The 19833-nt window shown below is 70.8% G+C and carries 15 protein-coding genes; 6 read left to right on the forward strand and 9 right to left on the reverse strand.

Going from position 1 to position 19833, the window contains the following annotated elements; translation table 11 throughout:
• Positions 1-15: 15 nt before the first annotated feature.
• Entirely contained in the window at positions 16-969 is a 954-nt protein-coding gene (locus ABZ656_RS12790) for a GlxA family transcriptional regulator (RefSeq protein WP_360267311.1), read from the reverse strand.
• Positions 970-1115: 146 nt separating this feature from the next.
• Between ABZ656_RS12790 and ABZ656_RS12795 the strand changes: the two genes are divergently transcribed.
• The 3 genes from ABZ656_RS12795 (at position 1116) to ABZ656_RS12805 (ending at position 5137) form a co-directional block, all read left to right on the forward strand.
• On the forward strand, positions 1116-1982 hold the full coding sequence (locus tag ABZ656_RS12795; RefSeq protein WP_101402147.1) for a hypothetical protein: 867 nt from the start codon (positions 1116-1118) through the stop codon (positions 1980-1982).
• An 88-nt stretch (positions 1983-2070) separates the two neighbouring features.
• Positions 2071-4461: a Tex family protein gene (locus tag ABZ656_RS12800; protein WP_360267314.1), complete on the forward strand. Its 2391-nt coding sequence runs from the start codon at positions 2071-2073 to the stop codon at positions 4459-4461.
• Positions 4462-4567: 106 nt separating this feature from the next.
• The gene (locus ABZ656_RS12805; RefSeq protein ID WP_360267317.1) at positions 4568-5137 is read left to right on the forward strand and encodes a putative glycolipid-binding domain-containing protein; all 570 of its coding nucleotides are present in this window, start codon (positions 4568-4570) and stop codon (positions 5135-5137) included.
• 1 nt (position 5138) lies between these two features.
• Here ABZ656_RS12805 and ABZ656_RS12810 read toward each other — a convergent pair whose 3' ends face one another.
• Together ABZ656_RS12810 and ABZ656_RS12815 are read right to left on the reverse strand one after the other, a co-directional pair.
• Positions 5139-6779, reverse strand: a complete 1641-nt coding sequence (locus ABZ656_RS12810; protein WP_360267320.1) for an ABC-F family ATP-binding cassette domain-containing protein — start codon at positions 6777-6779, stop codon at positions 5139-5141.
• Between the two features lie 109 nt (positions 6780-6888).
• A complete protein-coding gene (locus tag ABZ656_RS12815; RefSeq protein WP_101402143.1) occupies positions 6889-7914 on the reverse strand; it encodes an oxidoreductase in 1026 nt (341 codons plus the stop codon).
• Between the two features lie 66 nt (positions 7915-7980).
• Between ABZ656_RS12815 and ABZ656_RS12820 the strand changes: the two genes are divergently transcribed.
• A complete protein-coding gene (locus ABZ656_RS12820; RefSeq protein WP_360267323.1) occupies positions 7981-8955 on the forward strand; it encodes an FAD-dependent oxidoreductase in 975 nt (324 codons plus the stop codon).
• 13 nt (positions 8956-8968) lie between these two features.
• On the opposite strand, the gene ABZ656_RS12825 is transcribed toward ABZ656_RS12820, so the two are convergent.
• Positions 8969-10930, reverse strand: coding sequence for a Xaa-Pro dipeptidyl-peptidase (locus tag ABZ656_RS12825; protein ID WP_101402141.1), 1962 nt, complete (start codon positions 10928-10930; stop codon positions 8969-8971).
• Between the two features lie 180 nt (positions 10931-11110).
• Here ABZ656_RS12825 and ABZ656_RS12830 point away from each other — a divergent pair, with 180 nt between their 5' ends.
• Positions 11111-12610 (forward strand): M1 family metallopeptidase, encoded by a 1500-nt coding sequence (locus ABZ656_RS12830; RefSeq protein ID WP_360267326.1) that lies wholly within the window; start codon positions 11111-11113, stop codon positions 12608-12610.
• A 94-nt stretch (positions 12611-12704) separates the two neighbouring features.
• On the opposite strand, the gene ABZ656_RS12835 is transcribed toward ABZ656_RS12830, so the two are convergent.
• The 3 genes from ABZ656_RS12835 to ABZ656_RS12845 all read right to left on the reverse strand — a co-directional run bounded on the left by ABZ656_RS12835 (position 12705) and on the right by ABZ656_RS12845 (position 15304).
• The gene (locus ABZ656_RS12835; protein ID WP_101402140.1) at positions 12705-13181 is read right to left on the reverse strand and encodes a hypothetical protein; all 477 of its coding nucleotides are present in this window, start codon (positions 13179-13181) and stop codon (positions 12705-12707) included.
• A 133-nt stretch (positions 13182-13314) separates the two neighbouring features.
• A complete protein-coding gene (locus tag ABZ656_RS12840; protein ID WP_101402139.1) occupies positions 13315-13794 on the reverse strand; it encodes a macro domain-containing protein in 480 nt (159 codons plus the stop codon).
• 43 nt (positions 13795-13837) lie between these two features.
• Positions 13838-15304 carry an amino acid permease gene (locus ABZ656_RS12845; protein ID WP_360267331.1) on the reverse strand — a complete coding sequence of 489 codons (1467 nt, stop codon included), beginning with the start codon at positions 15302-15304 and terminating at the stop codon, positions 13838-13840.
• A 265-nt stretch (positions 15305-15569) separates the two neighbouring features.
• Between ABZ656_RS12845 and ABZ656_RS12850 the strand changes: the two genes are divergently transcribed.
• Positions 15570-16322, forward strand: a complete 753-nt coding sequence (locus tag ABZ656_RS12850) for a MerR family transcriptional regulator (protein WP_360267334.1) — start codon at positions 15570-15572, stop codon at positions 16320-16322.
• A 51-nt stretch (positions 16323-16373) separates the two neighbouring features.
• Here the strand turns inward: ABZ656_RS12850 and ABZ656_RS12855 are convergent, their stop codons facing one another.
• Both ABZ656_RS12855 and ABZ656_RS12860 read right to left on the reverse strand, forming a co-directional pair.
• The gene (locus ABZ656_RS12855; protein ID WP_360267337.1) at positions 16374-18548 is read right to left on the reverse strand and encodes a 3-hydroxyacyl-CoA dehydrogenase NAD-binding domain-containing protein; all 2175 of its coding nucleotides are present in this window, start codon (positions 18546-18548) and stop codon (positions 16374-16376) included.
• Positions 18549-18605: 57 nt separating this feature from the next.
• A complete protein-coding gene (locus tag ABZ656_RS12860; RefSeq protein ID WP_360267340.1) occupies positions 18606-19820 on the reverse strand; it encodes an acetyl-CoA C-acetyltransferase in 1215 nt (404 codons plus the stop codon).
• Positions 19821-19833 lie beyond the last annotated feature (13 nt).

Below are 19833 nucleotides of genomic sequence, written 5' to 3' on the forward strand. Positions count from 1 at the left end.
TCAGGTGAGGGCCGGTCAACGGGTCGGGGCGGGGCGGAAGCGGCGCCGGTACTCCGCCGGTGCCGTGCCGAGCGCCTTCACGAAGGCACGGCGCATCGCCTCGGGGGTGCCGTAGCCGCAGACGCGGGAGATCCCCTCGACTCCGTCTGCGGTGTCCTCCAGGAGGCGCCGGGCGTGTTCGAGACGGACGCGGTCGACGTACCGGCCCGGGGTCATGCCCGTCTCGGTCTGGAAGGCGCGGGCGAAGTGCCGGGGCGAGAGCCGGGCGCGGGCGGCGAGCGACTCGACGGACAGGTCGTCGCCGGGGTGCTCGGTGATCCACTGCTGGACCTCGCGGAGCGGTTCGCGCCGCGCCGTCTGCGCGGCCAGCTGGGCGCTGAACTGGGCCTGGTTGCCCGGGCGGCGCAGGAAGACGACGAGGTGGCGGGCGACCGTCAGGGCGGCCTCGCGGCCGAGGTCCTCCTCCACGAGCGCGAGGGCGAGGTCGATGCCGGAGGTGACGCCGGCCGAGGTGGACACCTTTCCGTCCCGCACGTAAATGGGGTCGGGGTCGACCTCGACGGCCGGATGGTCGCGGGCGAGCTTGTCGCAGTACGCCCAGTGGGTCGTCGCGCGGCGGCCGTCCAGAAGGCCCGCCTCGGCGAGCGGGATGGCGCCGGTGCAGACGGAGGCCAGGCGCTCGGCGCGCGGCCCGTGCGCGCGCAGCCAGTCGGTCAGCCGGGGGTCGGGGCGCCGGGTGCCCCGGCCGCCCGGGACCAGCAGGGTGTGCGGGACGGGCGCTTCGGCGAGAGTGTGGTCCGGGACGAGGGTGAGACCGCTGGTGGTACGCACGGGCGCGCCGTCCAGTGAGGCGGTGCGAATGCAGTACGAGCCGCCGCGGAAGGCCTCGGCGCCCGCGAAGACCTCCACGGGGCCTGTGACGTCGAGGCTCTGCACGTCGTCGAAGAGGACGACCAGAACGGTTCGCATGGTCTCGATTCTTGGCGGGCGGGGTGATGGCCGCAATGACGAGTACCCCACCTTTCCTGCCATCGGCCCCGCCCGCACCTTTCCTGCCATCGCCCCATAGTCCCTCCAGCCTTTCCGGCGTACCGACTAGTCGGTAACCTTCGGGCATGACCACACCTCTGCCGGAGCGCGCCGGGCGGCGCTGCCACAACGTCCTCAACCCGCTGCACTCGACGCACTACTTCTCGCCGGACCTGGGCCGGGAACTGGCCGCCCTCGGGATCGAGGACAGCAACGGCGCGTACTTCGCCGTACGGGCCGCCGCCATGGGGCCGGTGGGTCCCGGCACGGTGACGGCGACGTTCTACAACTTCCGTCACGAGCTGGTGGCCCGGCATGTGCCCGAGGTGTGGGAGAAGGCGTCCCCGGAGACCGTCCTCGCGGCACGCGCGCGTGCCGTCGACGCGACCTGGCGACGGCTCCTCGGCGAGGACGTCCTCGCCTCCAAGGAGGTCGCCGAGGCGGCGGAGCTCGCCCTTCGGGCCGCGGAGGCCTGCACCAGGACCGCGCGTCCGCTGTACGCGGCGCACGCCGACCTGCCCGTGCCCGACGCGCCGCACCTCGCCCTCTGGCACGGCGCCACGCTGCTGCGCGAGCACCGGGGCGACGGTCACCTCGCGGCGCTGCTCGACGCGGAACTCGACCCCGTCGAGGCCCTGGTGAGCCACACCGCGACCGGCAAGGGCATGGCCCCGAAGTGGGCACTGGGCACGCGCGGCTGGTCGCGGGCGCACTGGGACGCGGCGGTCGAGCGGCTGCGCGAGCGCGGACTGCTCGACGCGGAGGGCGAGTTGACCGCGGCGGGGGTGGCCCTGCGCCAGGAGATCGAGGACCGCACGGACCGGCTGGACCGTGCCCCGTACGAGCATCTGGGCGCCGCGGGCGTGGAGCGCCTCACCGAGCTGGCGCGGGGCATCCTGATGCGGGCGCTCGCGGCCGGCGCCTTTCCCGAGGGCATGACCGGCAAGGGCTGACAGCGCCGATCGGCGCCCTGATCCCCCGTTGTCGGTGTCACCTGCCACAATTGCCGCGCAACCTCAGTGGAGAAGGCGGTACGGGATCGTGACGACACCCCTCGTAGGGTCCATCGAAGGCAGGATCGCCGAGGAGCTCGGCGTACGGGAGCGGCAGGTCAAGGCCGCCGTCGACTTGCTCGACGGCGGGTCGACGGTGCCCTTCATCGCCCGCTACCGCAAGGAAGCGACCGAGATGCTCGACGATGCGCAGCTGCGCACCCTCGAGGAGCGGCTGCGCTATCTGCGGGAGCTGGAGGAGCGGCGCACGGCGATCCTCGAATCGGTGCGCGAGCAGGGCAAGCTCACCGAGGAGGTCGAGGCGCAGATCCGGGGTGCCGAGACGAAGGCGCGGCTCGAGGACATCTATCTGCCGTTCAAGCCGAAGCGGCGCACGAAGGCGCAGATCGCGCGCGAGGCGGGCCTGGAGCCGCTGGCCGAGGGCCTGCTCGGCGACCCGTCGGTCGACCCGCTCGCCGCCGCGACGGCTTTCGTCGACGCCGACAAGGGTGTCGCCGACCCGCAGGCCGCGCTGGACGGCGCCCGGTCGATCCTCACGGAGCGGTTCTCGGAGGACGCCGACCTGATCGGCGAGCTGCGCGAGCGCATGTGGGTGCGCGGGCGCCTGGCCGCCAAGGTGCGGGACGGCAAGGAGGAGGCGGGCGCCAAGTTCGCCGACTACTTCGACTTCGCCGAGCCCTTCAAGGAGCTGCCCTCGCACCGCGTCCTCGCCATACTGCGCGGTGAGAAGGAGGAGGTCCTCGACCTCGTCCTGGAGCCCGAGGAGCCCTCCGAGCAGCCCGGTCCCTCCTCGTACGAGGGGATCGTCGCCCATCGCTTCCAGATCGCCGACCGCGGTCGTCCCGGCGACAAGTGGCTCACGGACACGGTCCGCTGGGCCTGGCGCACCCGCATCCTCGTGCACCTCGGCATCGACCTGCGGCTTCGGCTGCGCACGGCCGCCGAGGACGAGGCGGTGAACGTCTTCGCGGCGAACCTGCGGGACCTGCTGCTCGCCGCCCCGGCGGGCACGCGCGCTACGCTGGGCCTCGACCCCGGTTTCCGTACGGGCGTCAAGGTCGCCGTGGTCGACGCGACCGGCAAGGTCGTGGCGACGGACGTCATCTACCCGCACGTCCCGGCCAACAAGTGGGACGAGGCCATCGCCAAGCTCGCCCGCCTCGCCAAGGAGCACGCGGTCGAGCTGATCGCGATCGGCAACGGGACGGCGTCCCGCGAGACCGACAAGCTCGCCGGTGAACTCATCACCAGGCACCCGGAGTTGAACCTCACCAAGGTGATGGTGTCCGAGGCGGGGGCGTCGGTGTACTCGGCGTCGGCGTTCGCCTCGCAGGAGCTGCCCGACATGGACGTGTCGCTGCGCGGCGCCGTCTCCATCGCGCGCCGCCTGCAGGATCCGCTGGCCGAGCTGGTGAAGATCGACCCGAAGTCCATCGGCGTCGGGCAGTACCAGCACGACCTGTCCGAGGTGAAGCTCTCCCGTTCGCTGGACGCGGTGGTCGAGGACTGTGTGAACGGCGTGGGCGTGGACGTGAACACGGCCTCCGCCCCGCTGCTCGCCCGCGTCTCCGGCATCACCTCCGGGCTCGCGGAGAACATCGTGGCGCACCGTGACGCCAACGGCCCCTTCACGTCCCGTACCACCCTCAAGAACGTGGCCCGGCTCGGCCCGAAGGCGTACGAGCAGTGCGCGGGCTTCCTGCGCATCCGGGGCGGGGACGACCCGCTGGACGCGTCCAGCGTGCACCCGGAGGCGTACCCCGTGGTTCGGCGGATGGTGAAGACGGCGGGCAGCGAGGTCGCCTCCCTGATCGGCAACACCGGTGTGCTGCGCTCGCTCAGGCCGACCGACTTCGTGGACGAGACGTTCGGTCTGCCGACCGTCACGGACATCCTGAAGGAGCTGGAGAAGCCCGGACGCGACCCGCGGCCCGCCTTCAAGACGGCCACCTTCAAGGAGGGCGTCGAGAAGATCTCCGACCTGGCCTCCGGGATGGTGCTCGAAGGGGTCGTCACGAACGTGGCCGCGTTCGGGGCCTTCGTGGACATCGGCGTCCACCAGGACGGTCTGGTGCATGTCTCGGCGATGTCGAAGACGTTCGTGAAGGACCCGCGCGATGTGGTGAAGCCGGGTGACATCGTCAAGGTGAAGGTGCTGGAGATCGACATCCCGCGCAAGCGGATCTCTCTCACGCTGCGGCTCGACGACGAGGCGACTGCGTCGGACCAGCAGGGTGGGGGTGGGCGTCCGCAGCGGGGCGGGCGGCCTCCTCAGCAGCGCCAGCAGCAGCGTCAGCCGCGGGGCGGGGCGAGCGGAGGCGGCGGTTCGCGGCAGGCCGCTCCGCCGCCGGCCAACAGTGCGATGGCCGACGCGCTGCGGCGGGCGGGGCTTGTCGACCCGAAGAAGGGCAGGCGCTGAGCGACTGAAAGTGCGTGGGGAACTGCGGGTGATTCGTGGCTGGTCGCGCAGTTCCCCGCGCCCCCAAAGGGGCGCGGCACTGGGCCCACGCTCCTAGAGTGACCGTATGGCCGGCTCGCGCGTCCTCACCTGGGAAGTCACGGAGAGCAAGGGGTTCGAGACCTCTTGGATCATGTCCGGCGCCCGCTCTCTGCGGGCGCGCGGGCGTGCGGTCGGGACGGTTCCCGAGCCGTACTGGATCTCTTACGAGCTCGACACCGTCGACGGGTTCGTGACCCGGCGGCTGTGTGTGCGCGCCGAGACGGCCTCGGGCACCCGCTCGCTGGACCTGCGGCACGACGGTGAGGGGCACTGGACGGCGGACGGGGACTGGCTGCCCGACCTCGGTGGCGCCCTCGACTGCGACCTGGGCCTGTGCCCGCTCACCAACACGATGCCGGTGCTGCGCCACGGGCTGCATCTCGGGCCGGGTGAGCGGGAGTTCCTGATGGCCTGGGTGTCGGTGCCGGACCTGGCCGTGCGGGCGTCGCAACAGACGTACACGCATCTCGGGCGCACCGGGGACGGCGGGCGCGTGCGTTTCTCGTCCGGTGACCACCGCAGCGATCTGGAGCTCGACGCGGAGGGGTACGTCGTGGACTACCCCACGATGGCGCGGCGGCTGGCCGCGGCCTAGATCAGCGTTCCGTCACCTTGCCCGCCGCCACTTCCAGCTGGCGCGTGGTGTGGACCGCGTCGAGCATGCGGCGGTCGTGGGTCACGAGCAGCAGGGTGCCCTCGTACGTGTCGAGCGCCGCCTCCAGCTGTTCGATCGCGGGGAGGTCGAGGTGGTTGGTCGGCTCGTCGAGGACGAGGAGGTTGACGCCACGGCCCTGGAGGAGGGCGAGGGCCGAGCGGGTGCGCTCGCCCGGGGAGAGGGTGGCCGCGGGGCGCAGGACGTGTTCCGCCTTGAGGCCGAACTTGGCCAGCAGGGTGCGGACCTCGGCCGGTTCGGTGTCGGGGACGGCGGCGCTGAACGCGTCGAGCAGGGACTCGGAGCCGTGGAAGAGTTTGCGGGCCTGGTCGACCTCGCCGACGACGACGCCGGAGCCGAGGGTCGCGTGACCGGCGTCCAGCGGGACCCGGCCGAGCAGGGCGCCGAGCAGGGTCGACTTGCCCGCGCCGTTGGCGCCCGTGACGGCGACCCGGTCCGCCCAGTCGATCTGGAGGGTCGCGGGGCCGAAGGTGAAGTCGCCGCGCCGCACCTCGGCGTCACGCAGGGTGGCGACGACGGCGCCGGAGCGCGGAGCGGCCGCGATCTCCATCCGCAGCTCCCACTCCTTGCGCGGCTCGTCGACGACGTCCAGGCGCTCGATCATGCGCTGGGTCTGCCGGGCCTTGGCCGCCTGCTTCTCGCTGGCCTCGCTGCGGAACTTGCGGCCGATCTTGTCGTTGTCGTTGTTCGCCTTGCGCCGGGCGTTCTTCACGCCCTTGTCCATCCAGGAGCGCTGCATCTGGGCGCGGCCTTCGAGGGCGGAGCGCTTGTCGGCGTACTCCTCGTAGTCGTCGCGGGCGTGCCGGCGGGCGGTGTCGCGCTCCTCCAGGTAGGCCTCGTAGCCGCCGCCGTAGAGAGTGATCTGCTGCTGGGCGAGGTCGAGTTCGAGCACCTTGGTGACCGTGCGGGTCAGGAACTCGCGGTCGTGGCTGACGACGACGGTGCCCGCGCGCAGCCCGGAGACGAAGCGTTCGAGCCGCTCCAGGCCCTCCAGGTCCAGGTCGTTGGTGGGCTCGTCGAGCAGGAAGACGTCGTAGCGGGACAGGAGCAGCGAGGCCAGTCCGGCGCGGGCCGCCTGGCCGCCGGACAGCGACGTCATCGGCTGGTCGAGGTCGACGCCGAGCCCGAGGGTGTCGGCGACCTCCTCGGCGCGCTCGTCGAGGTCGGCGCCACCGAGGTCGAGCCAGCGTTCCAGGCTCTCCGCGTACGCGTCGTCCGCGCCCGGCGCGCCGTCGACGAGTGCCTGCGTCGCCTCGTCCATCACGCGCTGGGCCTCGGCCACACCGGTGCGCCGGGCCAGGAACTCCCGGACGCTCTCGCCCTCCCGCCGCTCCGGCTCCTGCGGCAGATGCCCGACGCTCGCCGACGGCGGGGACAGCCGCAGCTCCCCCTCCTCGGGCGTGAGCAGTCCGGCGAGCATCCGCAGCAGGGTGGACTTGCCCGCGCCGTTGGCACCGACGAGTCCGATCACATCTCCGGGCGCGACCACGAGGTCGAGCCCGGAGAAGAGCGAGCGGTCGCCGTGTCCGGCGGCGAGGTTCTTGGCGACGAGAGTGGCAGTCATCAGGAGGCCGATCCTAACGGCCCGGCCGCCCCGGCTGCGCCGCCGTTTCCGTGCGGGGCCACGTCCCGGTTTCCGTGCGGGGCCGCACCTCCGTTTCCGTGCGGCCCGCTCAGTGGGCCATCGCCTCCACCAGCACGCTCCCCGAGGTCCGCGCCACGAGGAAGGACTCCCCCTTCACGGCCTTGGCGTCCAGGGCGATCCGGTGTCCGCCCGCTTCCAGGATCCCGTCGAAGACCTCCTGCGCGTGCGTGCGGTACAGCCGGTCGAGGCGGTACGCGGTGATCTGGACCCGGCAGGTGGAGGTGACCTCGATGCCCGCCTCGCCGTCGGCGGCGACCAGGCGGGTGAGGCGGCGCAGCTCGTGGGGACTGCGGTCCAGGGCGTGCTCGATCTGGGCGACTAGGAGCGGGACGACGGGGGCCAGGCCGTCGACGTAGGCGACCTCGATCCCGGCCCGCTCGAAGGACCGCCGTACGGCCGCGCGCTCCTGTTCGCCGATGGCGCGCCCGAAGGCCACCGCGCCGTACCCGCTCAGTTCCTCGGCCGGGACGTCGGTGGCGTCGCGGGTGATGTCGGCGCCGATGCCGATGGTGCGCAGGGCGGCGGCGAGCTTGGCGAGCACGGCGACCCGGGCGCCGATGAGCAGGACCCTGCGGCGCGCCCCGGGGTCGCCGAGGAGCAGCGAGTTCAGGGCGCTGCGGTACTCGGCGCCCTGGAAGCGGAACGGCCCTATCCCGTGGTAGCCGTTGAGCTCCAGATCGGCGTGTTCGCCGGTCTGCCAGGCGAAGTCGCGCCACACGTAGTCGTCGGTGGAGTCGTCCTTCTCGATGACGGCGGTCACGGCACCGCATTCGATGCCCTCGCACTCGGGACAGCCGTAGATCACGTAGCGGCCGTCGTCGAGCGGAGCCTCGGCCTCCAGGAGGAGGCTTCGGACCTGGGCGGTGAAGATGGCGGGTGGTACGTCGGAGGCGAGCGGGGACACCGCGTCGAGGTCGGAGAGCTGGTACAGCAGCGGGCGGCCGTCGACGATGAAGTCGACGAAGTCCCGGTGCACTTGGTAGTCACCGTTGGCGAGGACTCCACCGGCACGCATCGCCGGTGCCAGGCCGAAGGTCGCGTACTCGGCAGACATGCTGTGAGTATCCCCAGACTGGGAGTGATGTGAGCACGGCATGACATATTCCGCTAACGTCCCGGCATGGACAACGCGCGCAGCGGTGACGTGATCGTGGTCGGAAGCGGTGTCATCGGGTTGACGACGGCGGTCGTCCTGGCCGAGGGCGGCAGTCGGGTACGGGTGTGGGCACGGGAGTCCGGCGAGCTGACCACCTCGGCCGTTGCCGGCGCGCTGTGGTGGCCGTACCGCATCCGGCCGAAGGCGCTCGCGGGCGAATGGGCCCTGCAATCACTCTCCGTGTACGAGGAGTTGGCGGCCCGGCCCCAGGAGACGGGCGTACGCGTGGTCGAGGGCGTACAGGGCGAGACGCGGCTGGACGAGCTGGAGCCGTGGGCAGCCCGGGTGCCGGGGCTGCGTGCGGCGACGGCCGAGGAGTACGCGGGTACGGGGCTGTGGGCGCGGCTGCCGCTGATCGACATGCCGGTGCATCTGCGGTGGCTGCGCGAGCGGTTCCTGCGGGCGGGCGGGGCGATCGAGACACGGACGGTGACGGATCTCGCGGAGGTCGAGGCGCCGGTCGTCGTCAACTGCACGGGTCTTGGCGCCCACACGCTCGTACCGGATCCGGCCGTACGGCCCGTGCGCGGGCAGCTCGTGATCGTGGAGAACCCCGGGATCCGCACCTGGCTCGTGTCGACGGACTCGGAGGCCGGGACGACCACCTATGTCTTCCCGCACCCGGACCGGCTCGTGCTGGGTGGCACGACCGACGACGATGACTGGTCGCTCACGCCGGATCCGGCGGCGGCCGGGGCGATCGTCGAACGGTGTGTGGCGCTGCGGCCGGAGATCGCCGGGGCGCGCGTGCTGGGCCATCGGGTGGGGCTGCGGCCGGTGCGTGACACGGTCCGGCTGGAGCGTGAAGTACTGCCCGACGGACGGGTGTTGGTGCACCACTACGGCCACGGCGGCGCGGGCGTCACGGTGGCCTGGGGCTGTGCGCGGGAGGCGGCCGGGCTCGCGCTGGGCGAGGAACCGGCCGCCGTGCGCCCTTGAGGTTGTCAGTGGATCAGCGGGTCTCCCCCGGCACCCGGAGGGCACTGCTCGGATCGCGTACGCCGTCGAGGCCGGCCGTGCTCGTGACGGCGGCGGAGCCCGCCGTCGCCCTGGTGAAGGCCCCGGCGCCGCCGACGAAGGGCACGCGGGCCGACGTACGGGACAGGTCCAGGGTGAGGGTCGGAGTGGTCGACGGCGGGTCGATGAGGTCCTTGTCCGTGCCCGCGACGATCAGGGCGAGCCGGTGGCCCGCCGGGACGACGTGGTCGGTGGCGGCCAGGTCGAGCGTGATCGTGTACGCCTTGCCCGGGGTGAGCGGGACGCCCTTGAGGTCGGAGGCGTAGTTGCCGAGGTCGGCCCAGCCGCGGCTGAAGACCGTGGCGGCCACGTCGGTCTTCTTCGCCTGGGTGACCTTGTAGCAGGAGCTGTCGCCGGTCGTGCTCGGGCCCCAGCAGGTGCGGTCGGTGAGGGTCGTGATGCCCTCGCCGCCGTCGGCGTAGTCGCGGATGGTGTCCGGGCCCAGGTCGACCAGGACCGCGGAGAGGTGGGCGCTCGAGGTGGTCGCAGTGGCGGTGACGGTCACCTCGGAGGAGCCGGACAGACGCAGGTCCCTGGTCAGCGGCTTGGTGACGAACCCGGCCTTCTCGGGGGTGGACCGGTCGATGTGCGCGGCCCAGTCGGTCTCGCTCAGCTGCGGGTCGTCGGTGAAGGCCTCGGTTCCGGAGCCCGTACGCAGGCCGAGGGTGCCGACGCCCGCCTGGGTGCCCGTGCCCGGACGCAGTGTCGTCGTCTGCGTCCCGCGGGGCGGCCAGACACTGGAGGTGACCCACTGGTCGGGGTGGCGCTCGATGTCGGCCATGGGCTCGTCGTCGATGCCGTTGTCGTAGCCGAGGAGTTCGTGGTCGAACCAGCGGTGCAGGGTGTCGACCCAGGCGGCGCGGCGGAAGTCGAAGGGGTCGACATGGCCGGTCTGGGAGAGCCAGATCTTGCGCTCGACGCCGTTCTTGGCGAGGGCGCTCCACCATTGGCCGAAGTTCTTGGTGCGGACGTTGAGGTCCTGCATGCCGTGCACGAGGAAGACGCTCGCCCTGACCTTGCTCGCGTCCTTCACATAGTCGCGCTCGGTCCAGAACTTGGTCCAGTCACCGGTGCGCGGCGCTCCGTCGACGAGCTTCTGCTGCACGGCGGCGCACTTGGCGGTGGCCTCGGGGCTGTCGACGTAGCCGGAGAGCCAGTCCGGGCCCGAGTCGTACAGTGGGGCGCCCTTGGCGAAGTAGTAGTCGTACCAGGAGGAGATGGCGCTGATCGGCACGATGGTCTTCAGGCCTTTGACGCCGGTCGCGGCGACGCCGTTGGCGATGGTGCCGTCCCAGCTCTTGCCGATCATGCCGGTTCTGCCGTTGGTCCACGTCGCCTTGGCCCGGTCGGCGCCGGTACGCGTCGTGTAGCCCTTGGCCCGGCCGTTGAGCCAGTCGACCACGGCCTTCGCGGACTGGATGTCGGAGCGGCCGCCGACGTCCACACAGCCGTCGGAGCGATTGGTTCCGGCCAGGTCGACGCCGACGAAGGCGTAGCCGCGCGGCACGAAGTAGTTGTCGTAGAAGAGCGGCATCTGGACGACGTCGCCGTTCGCGTCGTACGTCTTGAGCTGGCTCTCGTTGCCGCGCCCGCAGCAGGAGTAGTACGGGCTGGCGTCCATGATCACGGGAACCTTGCGGCCCTGCTGGGCGAGTTCACGGGGCCGGACGATGTCGACGGCGACGCGGTCGGTCTTCCCGTCACCGTCGCCGTCGAGGCCGGTGTCCACCCAGACGGATTCGCGGATCGCGTTCTCGTACGAGTAGACCGGGGTGCTCTCCCGGGGCGCGCCGTGTGCGGCGGCGGGGGCGAGGAAGACGGCCAGCAGGGCGGCGGTGGCCGCCGTCGCGAGCGATCTCCAGGTCGTGAAGCGCATACGGCGCGCTGGTTTCGGCATGCGCGGAAGGTACCCCGGTCAACTCCGGTACAAAAGAGGGTCCGTGGAGGCAGCCGGGCCTGAATCGGTCATGACGGCCGAATGGCGATCGTGTGACAGGAGGGGCGATGGACAGGGTGACGGCACAGGGAGTCAATAGGCTCCGAACCGTCCTCGTTCCCCCACGACTTGGAGCTCTCCGTGCACCGCAGACTCATCGCCCCGGGCGCGCTCGCCGCCTCCCTGCTGCTGGCGATCCCGGCATCGGCGGCGGACTACACCCCCGGGGCGCCCGGTATCGGCGACCCCTACTACCCGGCCTACGGCAACGGCGGATACGACGTCTCGCACTACGACCTACGGCTCCAGTACCAGCCGGCCACGGACGAGTTGCAGGGAACGGCGACCCTCCTGGCCACCACCACGCAGGACCTCTCACGCTTCGACCTCGACTTCCTGCTCGATGTGAGCGAGGTGCGGGTCAACGGGGCGAAGGCCTCGTTCACCACCTCGGGCCAGCACGAGCTGGAGATCACCCCGGCGACTCCGCTGCCGAAGGGCACGCCCGTCACGGTCGTCGTCCGTTACAGCGGGGTGCCCTCGACGAAGAGCGCGTACGGCTTCTCGACCTGGCACCGCACTCCGGACGGGGCCGTCGCGGCGGACGAGCCCGAGTCGGCCTGGTGGTGGTTCCCCAGCAACGACCATCCGAGCGACAAAGCCACGTACGACGTCTCGGTGGCCGTGCCGGACGGCACGCAGGCGATCTCCAACGGCACGCTCCAGTCGACGAGCTCACGGCTCGGCTGGACCCGCTACAACTGGCGGTCCAACAAGCCGCAGGCGACCTATCTCGCCACGCTCGCCATCGGAAAGTTCGACATCACGACGGGGACGACGTCCGACGGCGTCCCGGTCGTCAACGCGTACAGCAAGGACCTCGGCGACAACGACGGGGCCGCGCGGGCGAGCGTCGAGCGGACCGGGGAGATCGTCGACTGGCTGACCGGCTACTTCGGCCCGTACCCCTTCAGCTCGGTGGGCGGATACGTGCCGAACACCACCACCGGGTACGCGCTGGAGACCCAGACCCGCGTGTACTACAGCCCCCGGCAGTTCGCGAACGGCTCCAACACCTCCGTGGTCGTCCATGAGCTGGCGCACCAGTGGTACGGCGACGACGTGTCCCTGAAGGGCTGGAAGGACATCTGGATCAACGAGGGCTTCGCACGGTACGCGCAGTGGCTGTGGTCCGAGCACGAGGGCGAGGGGACGGCGCAGGAGCTCGCGGACTACGTGTACGCCTCGCATCCGGCGGACGACGCCTTCTGGACGGTCGCGCCGGGTGACCCCGGTCCGGACAACCAGTTCGACACCGCGGTCTACGACCGGGGGGCGTTGGCGGTCCAGGCGCTGCGCAACGAGGTCGGGGACGACACGTTCTTCGCCATCCTGAAGGGGTGGCCACAGGAGCACGCGTACGGGAACGCGTCGGTCGGGGACTTCCAGAAGTACGCGGAGAAGGTGTCCGGCAAGTCGCTCGCCACGCTCTTCGACACCTGGCTGTTCGAGCCGTCGAAGCCGGCGGCGCCCGCGGCGCGGGGTGCGTCGATCGCGGTGGCCCCGGCCACGGCGGGTGCCCCGGCGCAGCCCAGGTCGTGGAAGAAGATCGCGGCGACCGATTCCGTCCACTCCGGCTGAACCGGCACCGCGGGCCCCTCAGCGGGGCCTTCGCCCACTCGCCCGCCCTTCCGTCTCTCAGGGCGGGCGAGTGGGGGCCGTTCACGTACGGGCGTCAGTTGCCCTGCTCCACCGGGGCCGCGATCCGCTCGCCCACGATGCGGCTCGCGAGTTCCGAGGCCAACTCCGATACGGACATGCGAAGTTCGGCGTCGGCCGCCGCGCACTCGGACTCGATACGGGCGCGACCGTCGGCCACCACGGCGTCACGTTCGCGCTGCCCGTCCGCGCGGGCCTCGGCGATCAGGGCGGAGCCCTGTTCGAGGGCCTGCTGGCGGATGCGGGCGGCTTCGTGGCGCGCCTCGGCCAACAGGGCCTCGGCCCCGAGACGTTCACTCTCGGCGCGGGTGCGCACGGCTTCGGCGCGCTCCTTGGCTCCGTTGATCGCGTCGTCCCGCAGTTCGAGCGCCCGGTTCATCCGCGGGAGCACGCGGGCGACGAGCACATAGATGAAGGCGAACAGCGCCAGGGCGTAGCCCAGGTCCTGAACCTTCGGGTTGAGTGGACCTATCGGGTAGGGGATGAGTTCCATGGCCGTGACTTACCCGCTCATGCGTGCGAACCAACGCGCATCTGCGCCAGAGTTGGCCGAAAACAGCCCCTCTGGCCGACCCCGGTGGCCCGTCATCGGCGCGAGCAACCGCGCGCCCAGCCTTCGGGCCCGCTCACTCCCCGTGGTCGTACACCGTCACCGCCACCCCCCGCTCCACCAGCCGTCGCAAGATGAGCGGTTCCACCCGGGACCAGTCTCCGCCGGCCAGACCGCAGCCGATACGGGGCATGTGGACGGACGCGTCGAGTTCGGCGGCCTTGATCGCCACGTGGGCGAGGCCCGTGTCGATCGCCTCGTAGCGAACGGGGACGCCCTTGCTGCCGGTCCGAATGCCCCGCTGGCCTATCAGGTTCGCCACCCACACGTACTTCTCGACCTGGACGAACTGGGTCGCGCCCAGCCCGAAGTCATTGTGCGCCCGGTCCCGGTGCCAGGCCCGGTACGCAGCCTCCGGCTCGGGCCAGCGGCGGGACAGGGCCAGGACGAAGCCCTTCCCCCAGCCTCCGATGTCATTGCAGACATGGGCGATCAGCTTGACGCCCTTGACCGATGGAGCGGTGGCGTCACCCCGGGCATACGTGATCTCCGACATGACGCCACCGTAGGCGCCGCCACTGACAACGGCGTCCGGCCTGCTACTTCGTCAGCTCGCTCAGTTCCTGGTCCGTGGCCTTCGAGACCCGGTGGCGGATCGCGAACCAGCCGCCGACCAGCAGGGCCGCGATCACCGGGATGAGCAGCAGGGTCTTTCGGCCGACCTCGGGGTCGTTCCCCATCAGGCCGAGCACGGCCAGCAGGAAGACGATGGTGACGATCTCGGTCACGGGGCTGCCGGGGAGCCGGAAGGACGGGCGGGTGACCAGGCCGTCCTTGGCGCGGCGGACGAACACCAGGTGACAGACCATGATGATCACCCAGGTGCTGATGATGCCCAGGGACGCCACGTTCAGGACGATCTCGAAGGCCTGGCTGGGCATGAGGTAGTTCAGGCCGACACCGAGCACGCACACCGCGCAGGTGAGCAGGATGCCGCCGTACGGGACCTGGCTGCGGTTCATCTTCGCGGTGAACCGGGGCGCGGAGCCCGCGATCGCCATGGAGCGCAGGATGCGGCCGGTGGAGTACAGGCCGGAGTTCAGGGACGACATGGCCGCGGTGAGGACGACCAGGTTCATGACGTCACCGGCTCCCTGGACGCCGATCTTCGACAGGACGGTGACGAAGGGGCTCTCGTCGGCCGAGTAGACCGAACCGGGCAGCAGCAGCGCGAGCAGCACGACCGAGCCGACGTAGAACAGGCCCACGCGCCACATGATCGAGTTCACCGCGCGCGGGACGACCTTCTCCGGCTCGGCGGTCTCGCCCGCGGCGACGCCGACGAGCTCCAGGGCCGCGTACGCGAAGATCACGCCCTGCATCACCAGGACGACCGGCATGATCCCGTGCGGGAGCAGACCGCCGTGCTCCGTGATGACGCTCAGGCCGGGCTTCTGGCCGCCCACGTCGTGGTGCGTGGCCAGCAGGAAGATGCCGACCAGCATGAAGGAGACGAGGGTGGCGACCTTGACGATCGCGAACCAGAACTCCATCTCGCCGAAGATCTTCACCGAGATCAGGTTGACGGCCAGGACCACCGCGAGGGCGATCAGCGCCAGCACCCACTGCGGGATGTCGGTGAAGAAGCTCCAGTAGTGCGTGTAGAGGGCGATCGCGGTGATGTCGGCGATGCCGGTCGTCGACCAGTTGAGGAAGTACATCCACCCGGCGACGTACGCGCCCTTCTCGCCGAGGAACTCGCGCGCGTACGACACGAAGGACCCGGAGGAGGGCCGGTAGAGGACCAGCTCGCCGAGCGCGCGCACGACGAAGAAGGCGAAGACTCCGCAGACGAGGTAGGCGATCGCCAGCGCGGGTCCCGCGGTGTGGAGGCGGCCGCCGGCGCCGAGGAAGAGTCCGGTGCCGATCGCGCCGCCGATGGCGATCATGTTGACGTGGCGGGCCTTGAGGTCCTTGCTGTAACCGGCGTCGCCCGCGTCCGCGGGCGTGCGGGCCGCGTCGGTGCGGAATGCGGCCTTGGCCGTGTCTACGGCGTCCTTGCTCACGCGTGGATCTCTCTCTGGTGCGCCCCCGCACTGAGTACGCGGGTTTCCGGATGTGCCTCGGCCCGCACCACCCCTGACGCGGCGCAGACCAAGGAGCCACCTTCCCCGAGGGATCCCACGGATGCGATGGCACACCTCACACCGCGGAACATCTCACATGGTGATCAATGGGTGCAGAACTCGCCGACAGCGCTTTCACAGGCCCGGTGAGACAGCAATACTGTTGCACCTGATCGCTGCACCATCGAAGAGGCGAGGACCTGCGATGACGACGGACACCGAGGAGCCGGCGCTCACGGTCGACGAGCTGGCGGCACGCGCGGGCGTCACGGTCCGTACGGTCCGCTTCTACAGTTCCAAGGGGCTGCTCCCGCCGCCCGTGATCGGACCCCGCCGGGTGGGGCACTACAGCCAGGAGCATCTGGCCCGGCTCGCCCTCATCGAGGAGCTGCAGCGCCAGGGCATGACGCTGGCGGCGATCGAGCGCCGTCTTCAGCAACTGCCGGCCGACCTGAGCGCCCAGGATCTCGCCCTTCACCGCGCCGTGGTCGCCTCCTGGGCGCAGGACGCGGCGCAGGACGTGACACGCGAGGAACTGGAACGGCGGGCCGGCCGCCCCCTGGGCGAGGAGGACCTGGAGCGGCTCGTCGCGATGAACATCATCGAGCGGGCCGAGGACACCTCCGACAGTTCGGAGAGATCGGACTCCCCGGACTGCGTGGACTCCTCGGGCTCCTTCCGTGTGGACCCGGCGCTGCTGGCGCTCGGCGTCCAGCTCCTCGACGTACCGCTCGCGCACGAGTCGATCCTCGCCGCGCGCGGCGTCCTGCTGGAGCACTCCCGCGCGGCGGCACGCGAGCTGTCCGCGTTGCTGCGCGAGGCGGTGGGCGAGCACGAGTCGGTGGCGGCGGTGAAGTCCCTGTCTGCGCACATGCAGCCGCTGGTGGTGCAGGCGCTGCTGACCACGTTCCAGCGCTCCCTGAAGGAGGAGCTGCGGGAGTGGCTCAAGGAGTCCTGAGCCACCGAGGACTCCTGAGCCACACCCGCGCGCCTCCTGCTCAGCGATACGTCAGTTGTCGCTGAACTTCTCGCCCTGCTCCGCCTTCTCGACCAGCAGCGCTGGGGGCGTGAACCGCTCCCCATAGCGCTCGGCGAGTTCACGCGCGCGTGCCACGAATCCGGGGAGACCTCCGTCATAGCCGTTGATGTACTGGAGCACGCCGCCGGTCCACCCCGGGAAGCCGATCCCGAAGATGGACCCGATGTTGGCGTCGGCGACGGACGTCAGCACGCCCTCCTCCAGGAGCCGGACGGTGTCCAGCGCCTCGGAGAAGAGCATGCGCTCCTGCATGTCCTTGAACGGGATCTCGTGGCCGGGCCTGGTGTAGTGCTCGCGCAGGCCGGGCCAGAGCTTGCCGCGCTTGCCGTCCGCGCCGTACTCGTAGAAGCCCGCGCCGCCGCTGCGCCCGGTGCGGCCGAACTCGTCGACCATGCGGTCGATGACCGCCTCCGCCGGGTGCGTCTGCCAGGTGCCGCCCGCCTCCTCGACGGCCTGCCTGGACTCCTTGCGGATCTTGCGCGGCAGGGTGAGCGTCAGCTCGTCCATCAGGGAGAGGACCTTGGCCGGGTACCCCGCCTGGGCCGCCGCCTGCTCGACGGAGGCGGGCTCGATGCCCTCGCCGACCATCGCGACGCCCTCGTTGATGAAGTGGCCGATGACGCGGGAGGTGAAGAAGCCGCGCGAGTCGTTGACGACGATCGGGGTCTTCTTGATCTGCCGTACGAGGTCGAAGGCGCGCGCCAGCGCCTCGTCGCCGCTCCGATCGCCCTTGATGATCTCGACGAGCGGCATCTTGTCGACGGGCGAGAAGAAGTGCAGTCCGATGAAGTCCTCCTGCCGCTCCACGCCCTCGGCGAGCACGGTGATCGGCAGGGTCGAGGTGTTGGAGCACAGCAGCGCGTCGGGCTCGACGACGTTCTGGATCTCCTGGAACACCTTGTGCTTGAGGGCCGTGTCCTCGAAGACGGCCTCGATCACGGCGTCGCAGCCGGCCAGGTCGTTCGGGTCGGCGGTGGGCGTGATGCGGGCGAGCAGCTCGTCGGCCTTCTCCTGCGTCGTACGGCCTCGGGAGACGGCCTTCGCGCAGAGCTTCTCGGAGTAGGCCTTGCCCTTCGCCGCCGCCTCCGCCGACACGTCCTTCAGGACGACGTCGATGCCCGCGCGGGCGCACGAATAGGCGATGCCGGCGCCCATCATCCCGGCACCGAGGACGGCGACCTTGCGGACAGGGCGCGGCTCGATGCCCTGGGGGCGGTTGGCGCCGGAGTTGACCGCCTGGAGGTCGAAGAAGAACGCCTGGATCATGTTCTTCGAGGTCTGCCCGGTGACCAGCTCGGTGAAGTAGCGGGCCTCGATGACCAGCGCGGTCTCGAAGTCGACCTGGGAGCCCTCGACGGCGGCCGCCATGATGTTGCGCGGGGCCGGGTAGGGGGCGCCGTTCAGCTGCTTCCTCAGGTTGGCCGGGAAGGCGGGCAGGTTGGCGGCGAACTTCGGGTTCGACGGCGTGCCGCCCGGGATCTTGTAGCCGGGCTTGTCCCAGGGCTGGTGCGACTCGGGGTTGGCGTCGATGAAGGCGCGCGCCTTGTCGAGCATCTCCTCGGAGGTGGCCGCCACTTCGTGGACGAGCCCGTTCTCCAGGGCCCGCTGCGGGGAGTACTGGGTGCCCTGGAGGAGCACCTTCAGCAGGGCGTCGGTGATGCCCATGAGGCGGACGGTGCGGGTGACGCCACCGCCCGCGGGCAGCAGGCCGAGGGTGACCTCGGGCAGGCCGATCTTGGAGCCGGGGGCGTCGAGGGCGACGCGGTGGTGGGAGGCGAGGGCGATCTCGTAGCCGCCGCCGAGGGCCGCACCGTTGATGGCGGCGACGACCGGCTTGCCCAGGGTCTCGATGCGGCGCAGGGAGGACTTGATGGCCGTGCCGGTGTCGAAGGCCTCCTGGGCGTTCTCCGGGCCTGCCTTGATCATGTCCTTGAGGTCGCCGCCCGCGAAGAAGGTCTTCTTGGCGGAGGTGTAGATGATGCCCCGGATGGAGTCCTTCTCGGCCTCGGCGCGTTCGGCGATCGCCGCGATCGAGTCCTTGAAGGCCTGGTTCATGGTGTTGGCGGACTGGTTGGGGTCGTCGAGGACGAGGGTGACGACACCGGTCTCGTCCTGTTCCCAGCGGATGGTGGTGCTCTCGGTCATGAGGAGGGTCTCCGTAGAAGCCGTTTAAGCCGTGGAAGTCTGGGGGTCCGCCGGGGATTACAGGCGCTCGACGATGGTCGCGATGCCCATGCCGCCGCCCACGCACAGCGTGGCGAGGCCGTAGCGCTTGTCCTGCCGCTCCAGTTCGTCGACGAGGCTGCCGAGGATCATCGCGCCGGTGGCGCCGAGCGGGTGGCCGAGCGCGATCGCGCCGCCGTTGACGTTGACCTTGTCGAGGGACAGGCCCATGTCCTTCACGAAGCGCAGGACGACCGCGGCGAACGCCTCGTTGATCTCCACGAGGTCGATGTCGTCGATGGTCAGGCCGGCCTTGGCGAGCGCCTTGCGGGACGCGGGCGCGGGGCCGGTGAGCATGATGGTGGGCTCGGAGCCGGAGACGGCCGCGGCGACGATCCGCGCGCGGGGGGTCAGGCCGTGGCGCTCGCCGACCTCTTTGGAGCCGATGGCGACCAGGGAGGCGCCGTCGACGATGCCGGAGGAGTTGCCCGCGTGGTGGACGTGGTCGATCTCCTCGACCCAGTGGTACTTCTGCAGCGCCACGGCGTCGAAGCCGCCCAGCTCGCCGATGTCCGCGAACGAGGCCTTCAGCTTGCCGAGCGAGTCGGCCGTGGTGCCGGGGCGCATGTGCTCGTCGTGGTCGAGGACGACGAGCCCGCTGCGGTCCTTCACGGGGACGACGGACCGGTCGAAGCGGCCGTCCTTCCAGGCGGCGGCCGCGCGTTCCTGGGAGAGGGCCGCGTACTCGTCGACGTCCCGCCGTGAGAAGCCCTCGATGGTGGCGATGAGGTCGGCGCCGATGCCCTGCGGCACGAAGTTGGTGGCGATGTTGGTCATCGGGTCGGCGAACCAGGCGCCGCCGTCCGAGGCCATGGGCACGCGGGACATCGACTCGACGCCGCCCGCGAGCACCAGGTCCTCCCAGCCGGAGCGGACCTTCATCGCGGCCAGGTTGACGGCTTCCAGGCCCGAGGCACAGAAGCGGTTCTCCTGGACGCCGGCGACCGTGTCGGGCAGTCCGGCGGCGATCGCGGCGATCCGCGCGATGTCGGAGCCCTGGTCGCCGACCGGGCCCACGACACCGAGCACGATGTCGTCGATCGCGGCCGGGTCCAGGCCCGGCAACCGGCGCTGGATCTCGTGGATGAGGCCGACGACCAGGTCGATGGGCTTGGTGCCGTGCAGGGCGCCGTTCGCCTTGCCGCGCCCGCGCGGGGTGCGGATCGCGTCGTACACGTACGCTTCGGTGCTCACTGAATAAGCCTTT

Origin of the sequence: Streptomyces sp. NPDC007095 (assembly GCF_040634475.1) — a bacterium.
Taxonomy (GTDB): Bacteria; Actinomycetota; Actinomycetes; order Streptomycetales; family Streptomycetaceae; genus Streptomyces.

What these genes read in the sequence shown, in the direction of transcription:
- ABZ656_RS12825 (WP_101402141.1), bottom strand. Translation starts at nt 10,930, where the DNA reads ATGCCGAAACCAGCGCGCCGTATGCGCTTCACGACCTGGAGATCGCTC.
- ABZ656_RS12820 (WP_360267323.1), top strand. Translation starts at nt 7,981, where the DNA reads ATGGACAACGCGCGCAGCGGTGACGTGATCGTGGTCGGAAGCGGTGTC.
- ABZ656_RS12815 (WP_101402143.1), bottom strand. Translation starts at nt 7,914, where the DNA reads ATGTCTGCCGAGTACGCGACCTTCGGCCTGGCACCGGCGATGCGTGCC.
- ABZ656_RS12805 (WP_360267317.1), top strand. Translation starts at nt 4,568, where the DNA reads ATGGCCGGCTCGCGCGTCCTCACCTGGGAAGTCACGGAGAGCAAGGGG.
- ABZ656_RS12840 (WP_101402139.1), bottom strand. Translation starts at nt 13,794, where the DNA reads ATGTCGGAGATCACGTATGCCCGGGGTGACGCCACCGCTCCATCGGTC.
- ABZ656_RS12810 (WP_360267320.1), bottom strand. Translation starts at nt 6,779, where the DNA reads ATGACTGCCACTCTCGTCGCCAAGAACCTCGCCGCCGGACACGGCGAC.
- ABZ656_RS12790 (WP_360267311.1), bottom strand. Translation starts at nt 969, where the DNA reads ATGCGAACCGTTCTGGTCGTCCTCTTCGACGACGTGCAGAGCCTCGAC.
- ABZ656_RS12855 (WP_360267337.1), bottom strand. Translation starts at nt 18,548, where the DNA reads ATGACCGAGAGCACCACCATCCGCTGGGAACAGGACGAGACCGGTGTC.
- ABZ656_RS12850 (WP_360267334.1), top strand. Translation starts at nt 15,570, where the DNA reads ATGACGACGGACACCGAGGAGCCGGCGCTCACGGTCGACGAGCTGGCG.
- ABZ656_RS12835 (WP_101402140.1), bottom strand. Translation starts at nt 13,181, where the DNA reads ATGGAACTCATCCCCTACCCGATAGGTCCACTCAACCCGAAGGTTCAG.
- ABZ656_RS12795 (WP_101402147.1), top strand. Translation starts at nt 1,116, where the DNA reads ATGACCACACCTCTGCCGGAGCGCGCCGGGCGGCGCTGCCACAACGTC.